Consider the following 20,540-nt stretch of genomic DNA (forward strand, 5'->3'; position numbering starts at 1 on the left):
AATCCTTGTGGAATGTTCAGTAGCGCCAGGACAGGCTGAAACCGAAGGTGGTGTAGTCGGTCGGGAAGTTCGCGGGCTTTTCCACTGCAGAACCGACAAAGCCGTCCAGCGACACGTGCTGCCAACCGCCGCGCAGGCCCAGGCTCATGCCGGCCAGATGGTCGCCGCTCTGAAAGCGCGCGGACTGCCCACCGATGTGCCCGTAATCGGCGCCCAGATACGCTTCGAGCCCGCCGCCGAGCGCCAGGCTGAGGTCATTGCGCAGCGACCAGCCACGGTCGCCGCTGAGCGTCAACTCGCCATCGAACCCGCGCACGGTAAAGCGCCCACCGATCGCAAAACGGTCCTGTGGTGCCAGTGGGGTGCGGTTCCACTGCGCGCGCCAGGAGGCGCTGTAGCGCAGGCGTTGCGAACCAAGCTGGAACGGCACCGCCAGTTGGGCATCGGCGACGATCAGCTTCAGGCGCGAGGTGCCTTCGAGCGGAATCGAAGGATCGAAGGCGTTGGCGAGTTCTTCCGGCGCGCGCAATGCATCGAACGCACCGGTACCGCGCCGATAGGCGACGCTCGCGTCCAGGGTGACCTTGCCGAGGAACTGGCGATGATTCAGGCCCAACTCCCAGCCGGCGGTGCGCCGCCGCTGCACTTCGATCTCGGTATCGTCGATGGCGCTGGTGGACTGCCGCCACCAGCCGCGCCCATATGCCCCGACCTTGATCGTGGCATTGCGAAACAGCAGGCGATCGATGCGCGCTTCGGCATTGCGACTGCGCCCGCTGTAATCATAGGTTTCGATCGCGCCGGCCACCGCCTGGCTGTAGTCGTATGCGCTGGCGGTGACGCCGAACAGCCAGTAGTCGTAGGGCACGTCGTAATGCACCGTCCAGCTATCGGTGTCCTTGCCGGCACCGTTGAACACACCCTTGCCGAGGCTGACGTAGAACAACTCGTTGAGGCCCAGCGGATTGTCGAGCGACAGCGTACCGTTGGCCTGCAGTTTGCCGGTGGCATCGCTACCGGCATCGTCCAGGCTCAGGTTGGCGCGTACACGTGACCGCTGTTGCCATGAGATGGCCAGATCGCTCTCTCCAGGGCCGGTTCCCTGGCCCTGGGCAGGGGCGATCTGAATGTCGGCGACCACCGTCGGCACACGCTGGAAGTTTTCCAGGCCCTGCTCGATGTCGCGCAGGTTCAACAGATCGCCACTGCGTGCAGGCACGGCATTGGCGATCGCGGCGCGTGCGGACGCCGGGTCACTGAAGCGAGCGACATGCACGCGTCCGGGGACCAGCGACAACGTCAGGGTGCCGCCGGTGAGATCCTGCGGCGCGGCAAGCACACGCGTGGTCACATAGCCGCGTGCGATGACCGCGTTCTGCACGCGTTTCATCACCAGGTTGATGCCATCGGTGCCCAGGCAACGGCCTGTGGCGGGATCTTGCCGGGGATCGGCGGCTTTCAGCGACCAACGAAATTCATCCGCATCCTGCCCATCGAGCACGATGCGCCCGATCCGGAAGCATGGCGACTCATGGGTGGGAAGCCGCTCCACACCATCGTCCGGGGTACGTTCCAGGCGCACATCCGGCCGCGCCTCCTGCTGTTCGCGGAGCACACGCTCGCGCTCCTGCTGTCGCAACAATTCCTGCGCGGCGGGATCGGCGATCTGTTGCGCAGAAACCTGGGCTGCCGTGCCCGCAAAAAGCGCAATGCACCACGTGGCACGCATGCGTGCCCTTCCTTTTGTGCCTGAATCCATGTGCAGATGACCGCCCGACTCGATAACAACCTACCGACGCTTTCGCGTCGCCCCTAACGATATTTTAATGCAGGCGGAAGAGCTTGCCTGTAGGAAAAATCCTGACCTTCTATCGCCGGGCGTTATACGAGCACGATTAATTAATCTGTCGAAATGAAAGATATAGCCTCGTTACGGTGGATCCTTGTTTTCCAGAAATACTGGTTTGAGGATCCATTTGATTAAGCTATGAAGGCGGTTATTCAAATAAAGCCGCTGGGTCCAGCTGTTTTGCCTTCTGCACGCCAGCGGTCATTTGACGTCCGGATTGAATCGCTTGAAATTCTGGCTGCGCTGCCCGGAGTGTTTGTTGATCTGCGCTGCGTTTGACGTGATCGGGCCGGATCACGTCGGCCGTGATGGCGCCCCCACCGCTTTGAATATCTGGCCAGGGTCTGCGGCAAGGCCAGGACGACACCCGCAAGGCATCGACGTGGTTCAAACGCTGTGTTGATGGTGTCGTGCACATGACACAACAGGTATGTCCCAAGACATGTCTTGCGCCACGTTCTGTGACTTACCCGACCTCAGCCACTGCTCGCTCTTGCGCCCGCCTTGCTTCACCGCTGCGCTTGTTTGATTTTCGTCAACTCCACCGACACACGGTATTCGCAACGAAGGTGCTTGACTGCATGGGTCAAGAATCGTTGCGGAGTTGCGCATGAGTGCAGTCACAGGTAGCAGGGTCGGTCGGGCGTCGATCCGGCAGGGGTCGAGGCGGCTCGGCGTGATCCAGGCGGATATTGGATCGGCGCTACATCGGTACGGCGCTGCAACGCGGCGGCACGGCGGGTGCGGCATGGCTTCCATCGTCACGGTGCGTTCGCGCGCCGCTGTCTGCTGAGGGGGCGCCATGCGGATCTGTGTTCTCAACGATGCGTCTTCGTCTGTCGGGCTGGAGCAGCGCTGTGGTGCGGCCCGCGAGGCGGGCTGCGATTACGTGGTGATGGCGGCGCCGTTCGCGCGCGATGCGCAGGGGCGCTTGATCGAACCGGCGGCCGGTGCCGACGCGCTAGACGGCCGTCTGCGCGAGACGGCGCAGGCAGCGCATCGTGCGGGTGTGACGTTGCTGATCGATGTGCGCCTGGATGAAATCGGCGGCGCCAGCGCGGTGGTGCGCGATAACCCGCAGTGGTTTCGTGCGCGCAGCACAGCAGTACCTGACCCACGCCAGCCGCGTGCCACGCCGGAGGTCGCCGAGGCGCGCTTTGCCTACGCGCAGGAAGGTGCGGCGTTGGTGGAATGGTGGAGCGCGCGCCTGCTGGAGTGGGTGGGGCAGGGCGTGGGCGGCTTTCGGCTGCTGCAGCCGCATCAGGTGCCGGCACAGCGCTGGCGCGAGCTGATCGCACGTGTGCATGCGCAGGCACCGGAGGTGGTGTTTGCAGCGTGGACCCCTGGCCTGGGCCTGGACGCCCTGCAGCAGTTGTCCGGTGCCGGTTTCGATGCGGCGTTTTCGTCGCTGGCGTGGTGGGACGGGCGCGGCAGCTGGTTCTTCGATGAAGACACGGCGCTGCGTGCGTTGGCGTCGCAGGTCGTTGCGGTGCTCGACGCGCCCGATGGCAAGCGTGCGGCTTCGCCCGAGCAGCACTGGCAACTGGCGCGTGCCCTGGGTGGGGCGTGGTTGCTCGACGAGGCGCATCTGGAGACCTTGCCGCCGCCGATCAGCGTGTCTGACGGCCTGCCGACCAGCCACGCCGGCCTGCGGCTGCGTCCGCTGCTGCGCGAATCCACCGGCCTGACCGCCGTTGCGGTGGAGCCACTGGGCGGTCTGCCCTCCTTGCTATTGATCAATGGCGACACCCGGCATGTGGTGCCGGTTCCGGCATCGGACCTGTTGCGACTGCTGGGCGATGCCGAGGCGCTGCTGGCCGAGGATGGCCGCACCTTGTCCGGCGCAACGCTCGACGCACTGGAGCCTGGCGAAGTGCGGGTCTATCGCAGCGTGCCGGCACGGCATGTGCTGGCAGTGCCGCGGATGCGCCCGCGCGCGCAGACCGCGGCCACCTGGCCACGGGTGTGCATCGAGTCGGTGACGCCGTCGGTCGACAACGGTCGCTTTCCGGTCAAGCGCACCGTGGGCGACCGCATCTGCGTGGAAGCCGATGCCTTCTGCGACGGGCACGACCGTATCGCGGTCGCGGTGCTGTGGCGGCCGGCCGATGCCAAGACCTGGTCCACTGCGCCAATGCGCGCGCTGGGCAACGATCGCTGGCGCGTGGAGTTTCCGCTCGAGCGCATCGGCACCTACGAATTCCGGGTGGAAGGCTGGCGCGATGTGTTCGCCACCCTGCATGCGGATCTGGAAAAGAAGCGTGCGGCCAACACGGTGCTGCCGGTAGACGTGCAGGAGGCGGTGGCGGTGGTGCAGGCCGCGCACGCACGCAGCAGCGGTGCGTTGGCCGATCGCCTGCAGGCCATCCTCACCCGCATCGGTGCGCAGCGCGAGCCGTTGCAGCAGTTGGCCATCGTGCTGGAGCCGGACACCGCGCAGGCGATGGCGCTGGCCGACGACAAGCCGTTCCGCTCCGAGACACCGGTGACCTACCGGGTGGAATCCGAGCGGCGCGCGGCGCATTTTGCCAGCTGGTACGAACTGTTTCCGCGCTCGCAAAGCGGTGACCCGCAGCGGCACGGCAGCTTCGACGATGTGATCGGGCGGCTGGCGCATATCCGCGCGATGAACTTCGATGTGCTGTACATGCCACCGATTCATCCGATCGGGTTGAACAACCGCAAGGGCCGCAACAACTCGGTCACCGCGGTCGATGGCGAGCCGGGCAGCCCGTATGCGATCGGCGCCACCGATGGCGGCCACACCGAGGTGCATGCCGAGCTCGGTGGGCTGGACGGGTTTCGTCGCCTGATCCAGGCCGCGCGTGCGCATGGCCTGGAAGTGGCGTTGGACTTCGCCATCCAATGCGCGCCGGATCATCCGTGGTTGAAGGACCACAAGGACTGGTTCACCTGGCGTGCGGATGGCTCCATCCCGTATGCGGAAAATCCGCCGAAAAAATACCAGGACATCGTCAACGTCGATTTCTACGCCAGCGGTGCGGTACCGGACCTGTGGAACACGCTGCGCGATGCGGTGCTGTTCTGGGTCAATGAAGGCATCGCCCTGTTCCGCGTGGACAACCCGCATACCAAGCCGTTCCCGTTCTGGGAGTGGCTGATTGCCGACATCCGCGGGCGCCGGCCGGACGTGGTGTTCCTGTCGGAGGCCTTCACCCGGCCGAAGATGATGTACCGCCTGGCCAAGTGCGGCTTTTCGCAGTCGTATACCTACTTCACCTGGCGCAACCACAAGCACGAGCTGCAGGAGTATGTGGAAGAGTTGAACCAGGGCGTGCCACGCGAATGCTTCCGCCCGCACTTCTTCGTCAATACGCCGGACATCAATCCGCTGTTCCTGCAGACCAGCGGGCGCAACGGCCACCTGATCCGCACCGCGCTGGCAACCACGTTGTCGGGGCTGTGGGGCATGTACCAGGGCTTCGAGCTATGCGAGGCCACACCGCTGGCGCCGGGCAAGGAAGAGTACCTGGATTCGGAGAAGTTCCAGCTGCGCGCCTGGCCCGAGCGTGCGCCCGGCGACATCGTGGACGAGATCACCCGTTTCAACCAGCTGCGCCGCATGCACCCGGAGCTGCAGTCGCATCTGGGCACGCGTTTCTATCAGGCGCACAACGACCAGGTGCTGTACTTCGGCAAGTTCCTGGACGCCGGTTACCTGTCGCGCAGCCGCAGCATGGTGCTGGTGGCGATCAACCTGGACCCGCAGGCGGGCCAGGACGCGGATATCGAAATCCCGTTGTGGGAGCTGGGCCTGCCCGATCACGCCACCGTTGCCGTGGAAGATCTGTGGGACGGCCACCGCTTCGAGTGGCAAGGCAAATACCAGCACATCCGTGTAGAGGCAACGCGACCGTTCGCGTTATGGCGCATCCGCGCAGGAGAGGTCGCATGAATGCAGTTCCCGCTTTACAAGCCGACGCAGAACAGTCGGCGGTGGTCGCCGACCAGCTCTGGTACAAGGACGCGATCATCTACCAGGTGCACGTCAAGTCGTTCTTCGACTCCAATGACGACGGCATCGGCGATTTCCCGGGGCTGATTTCCAAGCTGGACTACATCGCCGAACTCGGCGTGGACACCATCTGGCTGCTGCCGTTCTACCCCAGCCCACGCCGCGATGACGGCTACGACATTGCCGAATACATGGCGGTGCATCCGGACTACGGCAGCATCGAAGATTTCGAGCAGCTGGTGGCGCAGGCGCATGCACGCGGCATCCGCATCGTCACCGAGCTGGTGATCAACCACACCTCCGACCAGCACCCGTGGTTCCAGCGTGCACGCAATGCGCCGGCCGGCTCGCCGGAGCGCGATTTCTATGTGTGGTCGGACACCGACCAGGAATACGAAGGCACGCGGATCATTTTCTGCGATACCGAAAAGTCCAACTGGACCTGGGATCCAGTGGCCGGGCAGTACTTCTGGCATCGCTTCTACTCGCATCAGCCGGACCTCAACTTCGACAACCCCGCGGTGCTGGAAGCGGTGCTGGAGGTGATGCGCTTCTGGCTGGATCGCGGCGTGGATGGCTTGCGTCTGGATGCGGTGCCGTACCTGATCGAGCGTTCGGGCACTTCCAACGAAAACCTCCCCGAGACCCACGCGATCCTGCGCAAGATCCGCGCCACGCTGGATGCCGAATACCCGGACCGCATGCTGCTGGCCGAGGCCAACATGTGGCCGGAAGACACCCAGCAGTACTTCGGCCAGAACGCCGACGAATGCCATATGGCGTTCCACTTCCCGCTGATGCCGCGCATGTACATGGCGATCGCGCGCGAAGACCGCTTCCCGATCACCGACATCATGCGCCAGACCCCGGAGATTCCGGAGAGCTGCCAGTGGGCGATCTTCCTGCGCAACCACGATGAGTTGACGCTGGAAATGGTCACCGATTCGGAGCGCGATTATCTGTGGCAGACCTATGCCTCCGATCGCCGCGCGCGCATCAACCTGGGCATCCGGCGCCGTCTGGCGCCGCTGCTGGAGCGCGACCGTCGCCGCATCGAATTGATGACCTCCCTGTTGCTGACCATGCCCGGCACGCCGGTGCTGTATTACGGCGACGAGATCGGCATGGGCGACAACATCCATCTGGGCGACCGCGATGGCGTGCGCACGCCGATGCAGTGGTCGATCGATCGCAACGGCGGTTTCTCGCGCGCCGACCCGGCGCAGCTGGTGTTGCCGCCGGTGATGGACCCGCTGTACGGCTTCCAGGCGGTCAATGTGGAAGCGCAGATCCGCGACCAGCATTCGCTGCTGACCTGGACCCGCCGCGTGCTCAGCGTGCGCAAGCGCTACCGGGCCTTCGGTCGCGGCACGCTGCGCTTTTTGTACCCGGGCAATCGCCGCATGCTGGCCTACCTGCGCTGCCATCAGGACGAAACCGTGCTGTGCGTGGCCAACCTGTCGCATACGTTGCAGGCGGTGGAGCTGGATCTGTCCGAGTTCGAAGGCCGCGTACCGGTGGACATCATCGGCGGCGGCAGCTTCCCGCCGATCGGCCGGCTGACCTACCTGCTCACGGTGCCGCCGTTCGGCTTCTACGCGTTCCAGCTGGTCAGCGAAGGCACCTTGCCGGACTGGCACGTGCCCAGCCCGGTGCCATTACCGGATTACCGCACGCTGGTATTGCGCAGCGACACCGACGAAAGCAATGCATTGCTGCCGCATCTGCCCACCCTGGAAGGCGAAATCCTGCCGGCGTGGCTGTCGGCGCGGCGCTGGTTCTCGGCCAAGGATCAGGCGCTGCGCAGCGTGCGCATTTCGCGCCGCACTCCCCTGCCGGGCGATGAGCCGATGAGCCTGCTGGAGCTGGACGTGGAGCTGGAAGACGGCCACCACGCCTCGTACATGCTGCCGATCGGCATCGTGTGGGAGCGCGACCAGCCCAGCACCCTGGCCGAGCAGCTGGCCCTGGCGCGCGTGCGGCAAGGGCGCGAGGTGGGCTATCTCACCGACGCGTTTGCGCTCAAGCCGATGGTGCGTGGGGTGATCGATGCCTTGCGGACCGATGCGACGCTGGACTTCTGCGATGGCGACGATCCCTCGCAGCAAGGCCAGGTGCGATTCGAAGCCACGCCCGCGCTGGCCAGGCTGGAAATCCCGGCCGATCCGGACATCCGCTGGTTGTCGGCCGAACAGAGCAACAGCTCGCTGGTGGTCGCCGACAAGGCGGTGTTCAAGCTGCTGCGGCATGTGGCGATCGGTGCGAACCCGGAAATCGAAATCGGCCGCCGCCTGACCGAGCTGGGCTACGCCAATGCGGCGCCGCTGCTGGGCAGCGTCAGCCGCGTCGACGGGCAGGGTACTGTGACCACGATTGCACTGCTGCAGGGCTTCATCCGCAATCAGGGCGATGCCTGGCGTTGGACGCTGGACCATCTGGCGCGCAGTTTCGACGAATACGCCACCGCGCAAACCGACGAGTCGCGCGCCGAAGCCATTGCCGGCTACGACGCGTTTGCGGCGGTGGTCGGCAAGCGCCTGGCGGAGTTGCACGAAGCGCTGTCGCGGCAGACAGACGATGCGGACTTTGCACCGCAGCGGATCGATCTGCCCACTGCCAATGACGTGGTGGCCGGTGTGGCGCGGCAGGTCGAAGAGATGTGGGAGATGGTCAACGCGCGCTTGTCCGGCAGCGAAGAACCGGGCGAGCGCGAGGCACTGGAAGCGGTGCTCGCCGAACGCCCGCAGCTGGATGCCCTGCTCGCGCAGGCGCCGAGCGTGCTGGCCGGTTCCTTGCTGACCCGCGTGCATGGCGATTTCCACCTGGGTCAGATCCTGGTGGCCTTCGACGATGTGGTGCTGATCGATTTCGAGGGCGAGCCGGCCAAGCCGCTGTCCGAACGGCGCGCCAAGGCCAGCCCGCTGCGCGATGTGGCCGGCTTCCTGCGCTCGCTCGATTACGCCAGCGAAGTCTCGGCACGCGGCGAGGAAGGTACCGCCGCACGCGCGGGCGTCGGGGTGGACACGCATCTGGATGAATTTCTGGTGCAGTTCCGCCGCCGCTCCACACAGGCCTTCCTGGACGCTTACCATGCCGTGCTCGACGCCAGCGCCCATCCGTGGATTGCGCCGGCGGCGTTCAACGCGGCCACCTTGCTGTTCCTGGTGGAGAAGGCCTGTTACGAAGTGCGCTACGAAGCGGCCAATCGCCCGGGCTGGTTGATGGTGCCGATCGAAGGTTTGCGACGCATCCTGCAACGCGCACGCGCCGGTGCAGGAGACACATGATGAGTGGAGTGATGACAGCAGTGACCAATCGATGGGATCCCGGCGTGGTACGCGCCCTGGCCGAAGCACGCCATGGCGACGCCTTCGCTGTACTGGGCGCGCACCCGACCGACGCAGGGCGGGTGTTGCGCACCTACCTGCCGGGCGCCGAGCGGGTGAGCGCCGTCCTGGATGACGGGCAGACGATCGCCCTGGAGGCCGGCCCGGAAGCAGGCTTGTTTGCCGGTGAATTGCCGGCGCAGGGTGCGTATCGGCTACGCATCGGCTGGCCCGGCGGCGAGCAGGACACCGCCGACCCGTATGCGTTCGGGCCGCAACTCAGCGACTTCGACCTGCACCTGATCAGCGAAGGCCACCACCTGCAGCTGGCCGATGCACTGGGCGCGAACGTGGTGGAGGTGGACGGCGTGCGCGGTACGCGCTTTGCGGTGTGGGCACCCAATGCCTCGCGCGTGGCGGTGGTGGGCGACTTCAACAGTTGGGATGCACGCCGCCATCCGATGCGGCTGCGGCACCAGTCCGGCGTGTGGGAGCTGTTCGTGCCCGACGTGGGCCCTGGCGCGCATTACAAGTACCAGTTGCGCGGCCCGCATGGCCATGAGCTGCCGGCCAAGGCGGACCCGGTCGCGCGTCGCGCCGAGCTGGCGCCGGGCACCGCCTCGATCGTGGCCGATCCCACCCCGCATCAGTGGAGCGATGACGGCTGGATGGCCACGCGCGCGCGCCGCCAGGCGCACGACGCACCGATGAGCATCTACGAGATCCATGCCGGTTCCTGGTTGCGCGAGGAAGGCGTGGACCTGGACTGGGATGGCCTGGCCGACCGCCTGATCCCGTACGTGGCGGACATGGGCTTCACCCACGTCGAGCTGATGCCGGTGACCGAGCATCCGTTCGGCGGCTCGTGGGGCTACCAGCCGCTGGGCCTGTTCGCGCCGACCGCGCGCTTCGGCTCGCCGGATGGTTTTGCCCGTTTCGTCGATCGCTGCCACCGCGAAGGCATCGGCGTGATCGTCGACTGGGTGCCGGCGCACTTTCCCACCGACGCGCACGGCCTGGCGCACTTCGACGGCACCGCGCTGTACGAACATGCCGACCCGCGCGAGGGCTTCCATCGCGACTGGAATACGCTGATCTACAACCACGGGCGGCGCGAGGTGTCCGGGTTCCTGATCGCCAGTGCGCTGGAGTTCCTGCAACGCTTCCACGTCGATGGCCTGCGCGTGGATGCGGTGGCCTCGATGCTGTACCGCGACTACAGCCGCAACGCCGGCGAGTGGGTGCCCAATATCCATGGCGGGCGCGAGAACTACGAGACCATCGCCTTCCTGCGCCGGCTCAACGAGGTGGTGCGCGAGCACACCCCGGGTGCGGTGATGATTGCCGAGGAATCCACCGCCTTCCCCGGCGTCACCGCCGATGTGGCGCACGGCGGCCTGGGCTTCCACTACAAGTGGAACATGGGCTGGATGCACGACACCCTGCATTACGCCGCACTGGATCCGATCTACCGCCGTTACCACCACGGCGAGCTGACCTTCAGCATGGTCTATGCGTATTCGGAGCGCTTCGTGCTGCCGATCTCGCACGACGAAGTGGTGCACGGCAAGGGCTCGTTACTGGGGCGGATGCCGGGCGACGACTGGCAGCGCTTCGCCAACCTGCGCGCCTACCTGGGTTTCATGTTCACCCACCCGGGGCGCAAGTTGCTGTTCATGGGCTGCGAATTCGGCCAGCCCACCGAGTGGAACCACGACGGCGGCATCCCCTGGCACCTGCTCGACGACCCACGCCACCGCGGTGTGCAGACCCTGGTGCGTGACCTGAACAGGCTGTATGTCGAATACCCCGCGCTGCACGCGCAGGATGACGATCCGGCCGGGTTTGCGTGGGTGGTGGGCGATGATGCGGCCAATAGCGTGGTGGCGTTCCTGCGCAAGGGCAAACGCGGCGATGCCCCGGTATTGGTGGTGATCAACTTCACCCCGGTGGTGCAGCACGGCTACCGCATTGGCGCGCCGCAGGGCGGCCAATGGCGCGAAGTGTTCAACAGCGATGCCGGCATCTACGGTGGTGCCAATCTTGGCAACGGCGGTGTGGTGACAGCCGAGCATCAATCCATGCATGGGCATGCGCAATCGTTGCCGCTGCTGCTGCCGCCGCTGGGCGTCATCGTGCTCACGCCGCACGGCTGATGCACCGCACACAGCGCCGGACCGCTGGTCCGGCGCTGTGGCACCTGCTAGATTGCGCGCCTTGGAGCGGCCAACACCTTGCTGCGTGCGCCACTGGGCGGCACAGCAAGGTTGTCATCCGCGAATCAGGTGGCCCGGGGAGGGCTGCCGGGCACAGCCGCCGCCATGCCTTCCGTCGACCGCTTGTACGGGAGTGTGTGCGTGGGCGTCTTGATTGCTGTTGTTGCTTCGCTGGTTGAGTCCTCTATCCATGCCGTGCGCATCGCTGGGTGCGCGCATGCACCCATGTGGCCTGCACGTTCACCGTGTGTCGGCGCGCAAGGTGTCGGCACGCGGCCTGTGCAGCTCGGTGCGGAGGTGCCGTTTTCCGCTTCGACGCAGGCGCAGGCATGAGCGGCCTGTTGACACTGTGCTATCTGCTCACCGCTGCGACGTCGGCGCTCGGGTTCTACATGGCAACAAGGCATCAGCGCCTGTGGCCGCAGCGCCGGCTGTCCGTGCGCGCACTACGCATCGGCGCCAGCGTATTGCTGCTGCTGTCGCTGGGCTGCGCCACGCAAGCGTTGGGTCCCTGGGCCGGCATCTTCGCCGCGGCGACGGCGCTGATGCTGGCGGCGGTGGCGCTGCCGTCTCTGGATGCCTGGCAGCAGGCGCGTGCGCAACGCAGACAGGTGCGCCATGGGGGCTAGGTGGCTGGCTGCAGTGGTGCTGGGCCTGCCGCTTGCGGTGGGCGTGGTCGGCCTGTGCGCCTTGTTGCTGCCGGGGCCGCAGCAAAGCTACACGCTGGCATGGCTGCTGCTGATGTTTCCGGTATGGATCGGTGCGATGGCCTTGCCGTTCGTGTTTCGTAGCGCATCGCGTGCCTGGGTTGTACTCGGCGGGCTGACGCTGCTGTGCTACCTCGCGCTTGCAGGCATCAAGGCAGTGGGCTGGACGGAGCCGGGCGCATGAAAGCATCGACCTTGCGCGCGTTTCTGTCGGTCCACAGCTGGATGGGCCTGTTGGCAGGCATGGCCTTGTTCATCGCCTTTTATGCCGGCGCCATCACCGTGTTCACCCATGAGCTCAGCGCCTGGCAGGCTGCGCCGGCGGTTGCGGACAAGGCGCCTGCCGAGCCGGTTGTCGCTGCGCAGTCCTTGCTGGACACGGTCATCGCCACACATCCGCAGGTGGCCGAATCGTTCCTGCTGCTGTTGCCCGGCGAGCACGGGCCGATACCGCGCTTGTACTGGTATGGCGCGCAGGCCGATGCCAGCGGTGGCATGCGTCAGTACCAGGCCGCGCCGGACGGCGGCCTGCTGGAGCTGCCGCAGCGTGTGGGCTTTGCCGATTTTCTCTACGACCTGCACTTCACCGCCGGCCTGCCGCGCGTATTGGGCACCTATCTGTTCGGTGTGGTGAGCGTGCTGTACGGGCTGGCGCTGGTCAGCGGCGTGGTGCTGTATGCGCCGGTGTTCTTCAAGGACCTGTTCGCACTGCGCATCGGCGCCAACCTCAAGCGCCTGTGGCAGGACGCGCACAATCTGGTGGGCATGCTGTCGCTGCCGTTCCATGTGATCTTTGCCTGGTCCGGCGCGGTGCTGTGTCTGGGCGTATTGCTGCTGGCGCCATTTCAGTTCCTGGTGTTCGACGGCAAGCTGATGCAGATCCTGGAGCCAGATTTCGAGCTCGCACCGCATGTGGCGCCGGCCAGACGCGCTGCACCGCTGCTGCCGATCGCAACCCTGCTCGACGCCTCGCGCGCGGCCAGCCCGGGCTTCGTGCCGGAGTCTCTGGCCTTCCACGATGCCGGCGACGCCAATGCGCGGGTGGAGGTCTATGGCCATCACGACCAACGCCGGCTCAACACGCTGGGCGGTGTGGCGCTGGACGCCACCACGGGCCAGGTGCTGCGCGTGCTGGCACCGGCCACCATGTCGCCCGGCACCGCTGCGTTACGCGGCTTGCAGGCGTTGCACTTCGGCAACTTCGGGCATGCGCCGGTACGCTGGCTGTACTTCCTGCTCGGCCTGGGCGGTGCCTTCCTGTTCTACAGCGGCAACCTGCTGTGGATCGAAACCCGGCGCAAGCGCCGCCAACCCGTGCAGCCACGCCGCACCCATGCGATGGCGCGGCTCACGGTCGGTGTCTGTCTGGGCAGCGTGGCCGGCATCTCGGTGTTGTTCATCGCGGCGCGTTTGTTGCCGGCCGGACAGGAGGGTTACGTCTATTACGCGGTCTTTGCGGCCGTATTGGTGTGGGCGCTGATCCGCCCCACCGCACGGGGTGCGCACGAGGTGCTGCTGGTCTGCGCAGGTCTGACGGCGCTGATTCCGCTGGCCAGCTGTGTTTCCGCGCGCGGCCTGGTACTGCCATGGCAGGACGCCACGGTACTCGGCGTGGACCTGATTGCGCTGGTGTTGGCATGGACATACTGGCAATTGGCGCGTGCAAGCAAACGGCGCGGACTGCAGGGCGATCCCAACAGCGTCTGGGCCTGGAAAGCGCGTGCACCGCACTGAGGCTATGCCCTGAGTCGACTGATACCCGGCACGCCACGGTGCGGGCGGCAGCTGCCATGGCGGGGTTGGGCTGCTGGAGGTGCTGCCGCCTCGACTCCGTAGCACGTTGACGCGAGGGCATCACCCGGCAGTGCATCCTCATCGCCCGCCACCCTCACCCATAACCGATGACGGCTTCAGCCTTACGCATTGGCCTGATCTCCGACACGCACGGCGTGCTGCGGCCCGAGGCGGTGGCTGCATTGCAGGGCTGCGCGACGATCATCCATGCCGGCGATGTGGGCAAGCCGGAGATCCTCACCGCCCTGCAGGCACTGGCACCGCTGCATGTGATCGCCGGCAATATCGATAACAAGCCCTGGGCAGCGCAGCTTCCGGAAACGCTGGACCTGTTGATCGCAGGCGTGCGGATCCATGTGCTGCACGATCTCAAAACGCTGGCAGCGGATGTTGCTGCAGATGTGATCATCAGCGGGCATTCGCACAAGCCATCGATACGGACGCACGACGGTGTGCTGTACATCAATCCCGGTAGCGCCGGTCCCCGTCGCTTCAGCTTGCCGATCAGCATTGGCACGCTGTGGCTGGGCGATGGCCCGCCGCGTGCGGCTTTGCAGGTGCTTCAATCGCATTGATTCCATGGGCAACTGCAATAGAGTGGCGATTGGAGAGCCCTGGCAGCACGCGCAGGTTCCGCCGGCCTGCCGCTGTGCTATCCGAAGATGCTGTGCTCGCGCAGGCGCAAGCAACGGTCTGCGACCCCAGCGCAACCTTGCCAGCTAATTCGACGCCGCTGGAAATCCCGGTCGCTAGCGTGGCGTGCGCTGCCATGCGATGGTAATGCCATCGACTCTCGGGTGATCGATGCGCAGTCTGATCAAGCTATTGAAACGTCTTGTGCTGGTATGCGGGATCGTCGCAGCAGCGGGTGTGCAGCTGTGGATGGTCTTGGGACTACAGCAACGCCTTGATGCCATCGTCAGCATGCACGAACAGTTGCAGCGCAGTGGACTTGGGCAGGTCACGTCCTTGCGCGGGATACCGCAGGTCTGCGGGAAAAACGATTACTTTTTCGGAGACATGTACTACTTGTACGCTGTCGATGTGGCGAATATTCCGGACGCGTTCTGGCAAGGTCGCGCGGCGCGCGGGATTTGGCACCGAGGTCCTGACACGTATGATGAATTTGATGTATTTAAATTCGAAATGCCGCCAGATGACCTCCAGGGGTGTCCTGTCGCACCTGGAATAAATTCGTCGCGCTTTTTCTTCGCCTTGGTGCCGAACCCAGCGGATGATCTTGGTCCGAACACTCCAGCTTCTTTAAAGGCAATCAACGTCATGGCCTATGACACCGAGACGTCAAGGCTTTACTGGGTATACCAGCGTTTCTCCGGTTTTCCGTAGCACGCCAGGTTTGGAATCCATTCTCTAGTCGGTGAGGGTTGATGGCGGAGATGGATTTATCTAAGGAAGAATCATCGGTTTCCCGCGCAAGAAGCCCTGGCAGACGCCGCGATCAGGAGCCTGTCTTCGATCTGCTGACAAACCACACTGTGCTTGATGGAGATTGTCTCAGTTGTCGGTTGAAAGCTCACGGGGGCGTTGCTCAGATCCTTCCGGGAGCATGTTATGAATGTTGAAAGAGCGTTGCTGTATTTCCCAGCATGGGGATCCTGAAGATACCGACATGCAAGCTAACCAAGGTTTCAGGCAGTCGCTCGTAGTCGCGTAGCAATCGTCTGAAACGACTGACCCATCCCAAGCGGTGCTCGACAAACCCACAAGCGCGGCCCAAGACAACGCCTTCCTTGCTTGGGTTCTTGCAGCTTGGTCACATGCAACTCGAGGCCATCGTCCTTTGCCGCCCGCGCCCGCGCCGGCTTCTGGCCGGTCTGGCCCTTGCCGGCTTGGCTCTAGGGAATCAGCAACGGCCGCAGCGCAGGTAGCCGCTGCGCCAGTTCGTCGGCCATGATCGCAGCAAACAGGTCCGCTCCGTCTGGGCCGAGATGCGTGTAGTCGAATGCGAGTTTGGCCTGGCCCATCGGCTCGGCGCTGGCGTTGTCCTGCGCGGTGGCAGCGGCGTTGGTGGTGGGCGCGTTCTTCGACGGTGAGGTGGACGCGGGAGATGGCGCAACCGTCTGCGCCGGCGTCTTGCCGATGGTGGTCCCCGCTTGCGCGGCAAGCACCTGCGCAGGATCGGCCGGGCGCTGCGCCAGGCGCATTGCCAGCACCGGGCCCATGCCCTGCACCAGTGCGCGGCTGCGCGCGTGCAGATCGATCAGCGGCACCTGCAGTTCGCGCGCCACCGCACGCGTGGCCTCCGCCCAGGGGCCCAGGTCGTCCAGCAACTGGCCGCGTTCGAACTGCCGGCGCGTCAACGGCGTCACCAGCACCGGCACGGCGCCGGCAGCACGCGCCTCGGCAACATAGCGGCGCAGGTTGGCGGGAAACTCGGTCGCCAGGTCGGTCGAACGCCCCGGCTTGCCGGGCTGGTCGTTGTGGCCGAACTGGATCAGCACCACCACCTGCTGGTAACCACCGCTGCGCAACTCCTTGAGCGCAATCTCCCACGAGCCTTCGGCGCGATAGTTGGAGGTGCTGCGGCCCCCGCGCGCCAGGTTCACGCAACTCAGGAACGAGGTCACATGCTTGGCGCAGAAACTCGGCCCCCAACCACCCTGCACGGCGGTGGTGGAGTCGCCCACCAGCACGATCTTGCTGGCGGCAAACGCGGCTGCCGCGGCAGGTGCGTTGTTTCTTGAGGTATCGGTGGTGGATGCCGCAGACGCGCGCGGCGTGTCGACCAGCGCGGCAGCGGCGGCATCAGCGAACGGAAGGCATGCCACTGCCAGCGCAGTCAGCAGCAGCGATGAAACAACGCAGTCACAACGCATGGATCACCTCAAGATCGAATCAACACTGCTGCAAGATCGAATAAACGCAGCCGCGCAGCGCAGCCAGGGCGCGGCCGGTGCCTGGACCGGCATGTATCACCGACTCCCTGCGTTTCAACGCACAACCTCCCCATGCGAGTGGCGACCATCCGGCACGTCCATTGGTTTTCGCAGAACAGACGTGGTCAGAACGTCCCGCGCTGGATGAAGGGGGCTTGTTGGTAGAGCCGTCGTTCGCCGCCGCGCGGGTCGTTGGCCAGCCGGCTCGGCACATCGAACAACAGCGTCTCGCGACGTTCCAGCGAATACGGCTTCCAGCGCGGCAGGCCGTGCTGATTGGGGTCGCCGTGGCGCGCAAACGCGAGCAAGGCGGCGCTCATCTGCTCGGCCATCTGCTGCGCCGCGGGGCCATCGCCGGTGCGTGAGCCGGGCTGGGCAATGGTGTCGAACACCAGCGGAATATCCAGGGTGTGGAAGGCGCCGAACTTGCCGGCATCCAGTGGCGATCCCCAATCCAGCTGGTACACCCACGTCGGTGCGCCCTGGCGTGCGCGCGCTTGGGCCTCTTCGACCGCGCCGCGCCACGAGCGGCCGGCGGTGGTGGCGGCGAAGAACACCTCCGACGGCGAATAGTGCGGATACAGGCGGCGGTATTCGGCAATCACCACCTGCGGCAACAGATCCACGTATTGCTGCGCTTCCAGCTTGGGGGGCAAGGTGTCCCAGGTCAGCGCGAAGTTGGCCGCATCATTGCCGAGAAACGCGCGCGTCTCGTCGCGGGTGTTGCCGATCACCATCGGAATCGTCGCCGACTGCAGCGGTGCGTCAGGCCAGAACGGATGCACCGGCACATTGCGCGCATCCAGCACCGGGCCGAAGTACAGCGCGCTGTTTTCCACCCGCGACGGGTCGCGCACCTGCGCGGCAGCCAACAGTTGCGCCACCGGCACGCTGCGCAGGCGCGCCAGATCGGCCGGCGCAAGTTTCAGCGCGTCCAGCAGCAGCTGCGCGCGCTGGGTGGCCGCGCGCGGCCCTGCCACGGTGACCTGTTGCCCGCTCATGGTCCAGGCGCGGTGGAACAGGCCGCGCGCGGCGGGCATGGCCATCAGCGTGGCGATCTTGGCGCCGCCGCCGGACTGGCCGAACACGGTGACATTGCCGGCATCGCCACCGAATTCGCCCGCATGCTGGCGCACCCACTGTAAGGCCTGGATCAGATCCAATTGCCCGGCATTGCCGGAGTCGGCGAAGCTGGCGTCGCCCAGTTGCGCCAGCGACAGGTAACCGAACAGGTTGAGCCGGTGATTGACGGTGATCACCACCACATCGCCGCGCTTGCACAGGCGCACGCCATCGTAGAGCGGGTCGCTACCGGAGCCGGTGGTGTAGCCGCCACCGTGGATATAGAACAGGATCGGGCGCTTGCCGCCATCACGCAGGCCGGGCGTCCACACGTTGAGGAACAGGCAGTCCTCGCTGGTGGGTTCGCTGGCCTTGGGCTGCGGTGCAGCGGCGCCGAAAGCGCTGGCATCGCGCACGCCCTGCCAGGGCGTTTCCGGCACCGGCGCCTGAAAGCGCCGCGCTGCGGTGTCGCCGCCGTACGGAATGCCCTTGAACACGCAGATACCTTGATCGCGATAACCGCGCAGTGCGCCGCCACGCACGTGTGCCAGCGGCGTACTGTCGTCGCGCGCAGGGGCTGCTGCGGCCGCGCCTGGGAAACCCGGCAGCGCAGCTGCAGCGGTGGCAAGCAAGCCGCCCCGCAGCAGCGTGCGTCGGCGCACGTCGGGCGTGGATGGCGCGGTCATCGCGCCGCGTCCTGCGCGGCAGCCGGTGCCTTGCCGAGGTGCGCAATCCATGCCTGTGCCAGCTGCGGCCACGCCGCCACGGTCAACCTGCTGGTGGCCGCCGTGCCGAAACCGTGCCCGCCCTGCGGAAAGACATGCAGTTCGCTAGGGACGCCGGCGCGCAGCAGCGCGTCGTGCATCAGCAGGCTGTTACGTACCGACACCACGGTGTCGTCCTGCGCATGCAGCAAGAACGTCGGCGGCGTACGCGCATCCACGTGCCGTTGCGGCGAATACGCGCCGACCTGCGCAGCGCTGGGCGTCTTGCCGAGCAGGCGCTCGCGCGAACCCAGATGCGCATTGGCGCTGTCCATGTCGATCACCGGGTAGATCAGCAGCGCGAAGTCCGGCCGCGCGCTCAACGCATCGGCGGCGTCCTGCGCCGGATACACCTGCGCGGCATAACGCGTGGCCAGGCTGGCGGCGACGTGGCCGCCAGCCGAAAAGCCCATCACCCCGACCCGCTGCGGATCGATGCCGTAGCGGCCCGCATTGGCGCGGATCAGCCGCAGCGCGCGCTGCGCATCGGCCAGCGGCACGTCGGCGCCGTTCGGGTGGCCCTCGCCGGGCAGCCGGTAGCGCAGCACGAACAAGGTGATGCCGGCCTGGTCGACGAAGCTTGGCAGCAGGGCGCTGCCTTCGTTGTCCAGCACGATGCGTTGGTAGCCGCCGCCGGGCGTGACCAGCAGCGCGGTACCGTTGGGCCGCTTGGGGCGGTAGACCACCAGGTAGGGCTGGCTGATGTTCTGGATGTAGCGGTCGGGCAGGGCGTCATCGCTGTTGCGGTCCACGATGCGCTGCGGCTGCGGCAATGGGGTGTCCCCCGGTGCCATCGCCTGCGGCCACAGCGGGATCCGGCTGGCCTGCTCGGCAGCGGTGTCGGCGCTGGCGCGCTCTGCCGACCAGGCCGGCCCACTGGCCATTGCCAGGACGGCCAGGGTCGTGGCCAGGCAGCGGCGCAGGGCCCGCACCGCCAGGTTTCCAAGGTGTTTTTGGCGTGTCTGCTGCATCTACCCCTCCCAGGGCCACTTCGGTATCGCGGTCACAATGTCGCACTGCACATTGCCAATGACACCGGTTTACCATATACAGCACACCGTGCCGCTGTCGATTGGCAGTGCAACAAAACACCTATCAGGGAGACACCCTTGAGCAACGACGCCGCCACCCCGCCAACGTCCACATCCACGCTGTCCGACATCGCCCAGCGCTTTGTGGAGGCACGCCGTGCAGGGGCCTCGCTTCCCGACTTTCCCGGGCAAATCCCCGTCGATCTGGTCACTGCCTACCAGGTGCAGGACATCGCCATCAGCCAGTGGCACGACCACGTGGTTGGCTGGAAGGTGGGGTACATCGCCGCCGAGCGCCGCGATGCCTCCGGCGACGAGCGTCTGCTTGGCCCGATCTTCTCTCAGAAGCTCTGGAATGCTACCGGTGGAACAACCGAGTTTCCGATCTATGTCGGCGGCTTCGGCGCAGTGGAGGCGGAGTATGTGCTTCGGCTGGAGGCCGATGCGCCGGGCGACAAGATCGACTACACGCCAGATGAGGCCGCTGCGTTGCCGGCCACGCTGTTCATCGGCGTGGAGATCGCCAGCAGCCCGCTGGCGACCATCAACAAGCTGGGCCCGCGTGTGGTGATTTCCGATTTCGGCAACAACAACGGGCTGATCCTGGGGCCGGAAGTGACCGATTGGCTGGCGCGCGACGAGTCCGCGCTGACTGCGGAAACGCTGATCGACGACCAGGTGGTGGGTACCGGCGGCGCCACCACCCTGCCAGGCGGGTTGCGCGCGGCCTACGCATTCGCGCTCAGCCGTTCGGCCCGGCGCGGGCGCCCGCTCAAGCGCGGTGATCTCATTGCGACGGGCAATGCCACCGGTATCCATGACATTGAAGTGGGACAGCGTGCCCTGATTCGCTTCGCCGGCATCGGCGACATTTCCTGTACGGCTGTGTCCGCCAAGTAACGGTGGACCCGGTGACCA

14 protein-coding genes are annotated in these 20,540 nt (G+C 65.7%); 10 read left to right on the plus strand and 4 right to left on the minus strand.

Annotation, left to right across the window (positions count from 1 at the left end; translation table 11 throughout):
* Positions 1–16: 16 nt before the first annotated feature.
* Complete coding sequence (locus VZ068_RS01195; protein WP_349656646.1) at positions 17–1,759, minus strand: ShlB/FhaC/HecB family hemolysin secretion/activation protein; 1,743 nt, start codon at positions 1,757–1,759, stop codon at positions 17–19.
* A gap of 228 nt (positions 1,760–1,987) precedes the next feature.
* Here VZ068_RS01195 and VZ068_RS01200 point away from each other — a divergent pair, with 228 nt between their 5' ends.
* The 9 genes from VZ068_RS01200 (at position 1,988) to VZ068_RS01240 (ending at position 15,215) form a co-directional block, all read left to right on the plus strand.
* Positions 1,988–2,128: a hypothetical protein gene (locus VZ068_RS01200; RefSeq protein WP_349656647.1), complete on the plus strand. Its 141-nt coding sequence runs from the start codon at positions 1,988–1,990 to the stop codon at positions 2,126–2,128.
* 523 nt (positions 2,129–2,651) lie between these two features.
* Positions 2,652–5,765 carry a maltotransferase domain-containing protein gene (locus VZ068_RS01205; RefSeq protein ID WP_349656648.1) on the plus strand — a complete coding sequence of 1,038 codons (3,114 nt, stop codon included), beginning with the start codon at positions 2,652–2,654 and terminating at the stop codon, positions 5,763–5,765.
* Positions 5,762–9,112, plus strand: a complete 3,351-nt coding sequence (treS, locus tag VZ068_RS01210; RefSeq protein WP_259159655.1) for a maltose alpha-D-glucosyltransferase — start codon at positions 5,762–5,764, stop codon at positions 9,110–9,112. Before VZ068_RS01205 ends, treS begins: the two co-directional genes overlap by 4 nt.
* Before the next feature lie 11 nt (positions 9,113–9,123).
* Positions 9,124–11,307 carry a 1,4-alpha-glucan branching protein GlgB gene (gene glgB, locus VZ068_RS01215; protein ID WP_349656649.1) on the plus strand — a complete coding sequence of 728 codons (2,184 nt, stop codon included), beginning with the start codon at positions 9,124–9,126 and terminating at the stop codon, positions 11,305–11,307.
* Between the two features lie 389 nt (positions 11,308–11,696).
* Entirely contained in the window at positions 11,697–11,996 is a 300-nt protein-coding gene (locus VZ068_RS01220; RefSeq protein WP_349656650.1) for a hypothetical protein, read from the plus strand.
* A complete protein-coding gene (locus VZ068_RS01225; RefSeq protein WP_259159652.1) occupies positions 11,986–12,258 on the plus strand; it encodes a hypothetical protein in 273 nt (90 codons plus the stop codon). Before VZ068_RS01220 ends, VZ068_RS01225 begins: the two co-directional genes overlap by 11 nt.
* Positions 12,255–13,808, plus strand: a complete 1,554-nt coding sequence (locus VZ068_RS01230; RefSeq protein WP_349656651.1) for a PepSY-associated TM helix domain-containing protein — start codon at positions 12,255–12,257, stop codon at positions 13,806–13,808. The genes VZ068_RS01225 and VZ068_RS01230 overlap by 4 nt, the downstream gene beginning before the upstream one ends.
* A 167-nt stretch (positions 13,809–13,975) precedes the next feature.
* A complete protein-coding gene (locus VZ068_RS01235) occupies positions 13,976–14,443 on the plus strand; it encodes a metallophosphoesterase family protein (protein WP_349656652.1) in 468 nt (155 codons plus the stop codon).
* Positions 14,444–14,672: 229 nt separating this feature from the next.
* Positions 14,673–15,215: a hypothetical protein gene (locus tag VZ068_RS01240; RefSeq protein WP_259159646.1), complete on the plus strand. Its 543-nt coding sequence runs from the start codon at positions 14,673–14,675 to the stop codon at positions 15,213–15,215.
* Between the two features lie 509 nt (positions 15,216–15,724).
* On the opposite strand, the gene VZ068_RS01245 is transcribed toward VZ068_RS01240, so the two are convergent.
* The 3 genes from VZ068_RS01245 to VZ068_RS01255 form a co-directional block, all read right to left on the minus strand.
* Entirely contained in the window at positions 15,725–16,705 is a 981-nt protein-coding gene (locus VZ068_RS01245; RefSeq protein WP_349656653.1) for a rhamnogalacturonan acetylesterase, read from the minus strand.
* Positions 16,706–16,890: 185 nt separating this feature from the next.
* Positions 16,891–18,513 (minus strand): carboxylesterase/lipase family protein, encoded by a 1,623-nt coding sequence (locus VZ068_RS01250; protein ID WP_349656654.1) that lies wholly within the window; start codon positions 18,511–18,513, stop codon positions 16,891–16,893.
* On the minus strand, positions 18,510–19,562 hold the full coding sequence (locus tag VZ068_RS01255; protein ID WP_349656655.1) for an alpha/beta hydrolase: 1,053 nt from the start codon (positions 19,560–19,562) through the stop codon (positions 18,510–18,512). Before VZ068_RS01255 ends, VZ068_RS01250 begins: the two co-directional genes overlap by 4 nt.
* 138 nt (positions 19,563–19,700) lie before the next feature.
* Between VZ068_RS01255 and VZ068_RS01260 the strand changes: the two genes are divergently transcribed.
* The gene (locus VZ068_RS01260) at positions 19,701–20,522 is read left to right on the plus strand and encodes a 2-keto-4-pentenoate hydratase (RefSeq protein WP_349656656.1); all 822 of its coding nucleotides are present in this window, start codon (positions 19,701–19,703) and stop codon (positions 20,520–20,522) included.
* Positions 20,523–20,540 lie beyond the last annotated feature (18 nt).

The sequence above is a fragment of the Xanthomonas sp. 10-10 genome, from assembly GCF_040182365.1.
GTDB lineage: Bacteria > Pseudomonadota > Gammaproteobacteria > Xanthomonadales > Xanthomonadaceae > Xanthomonas > Xanthomonas arboricola_F.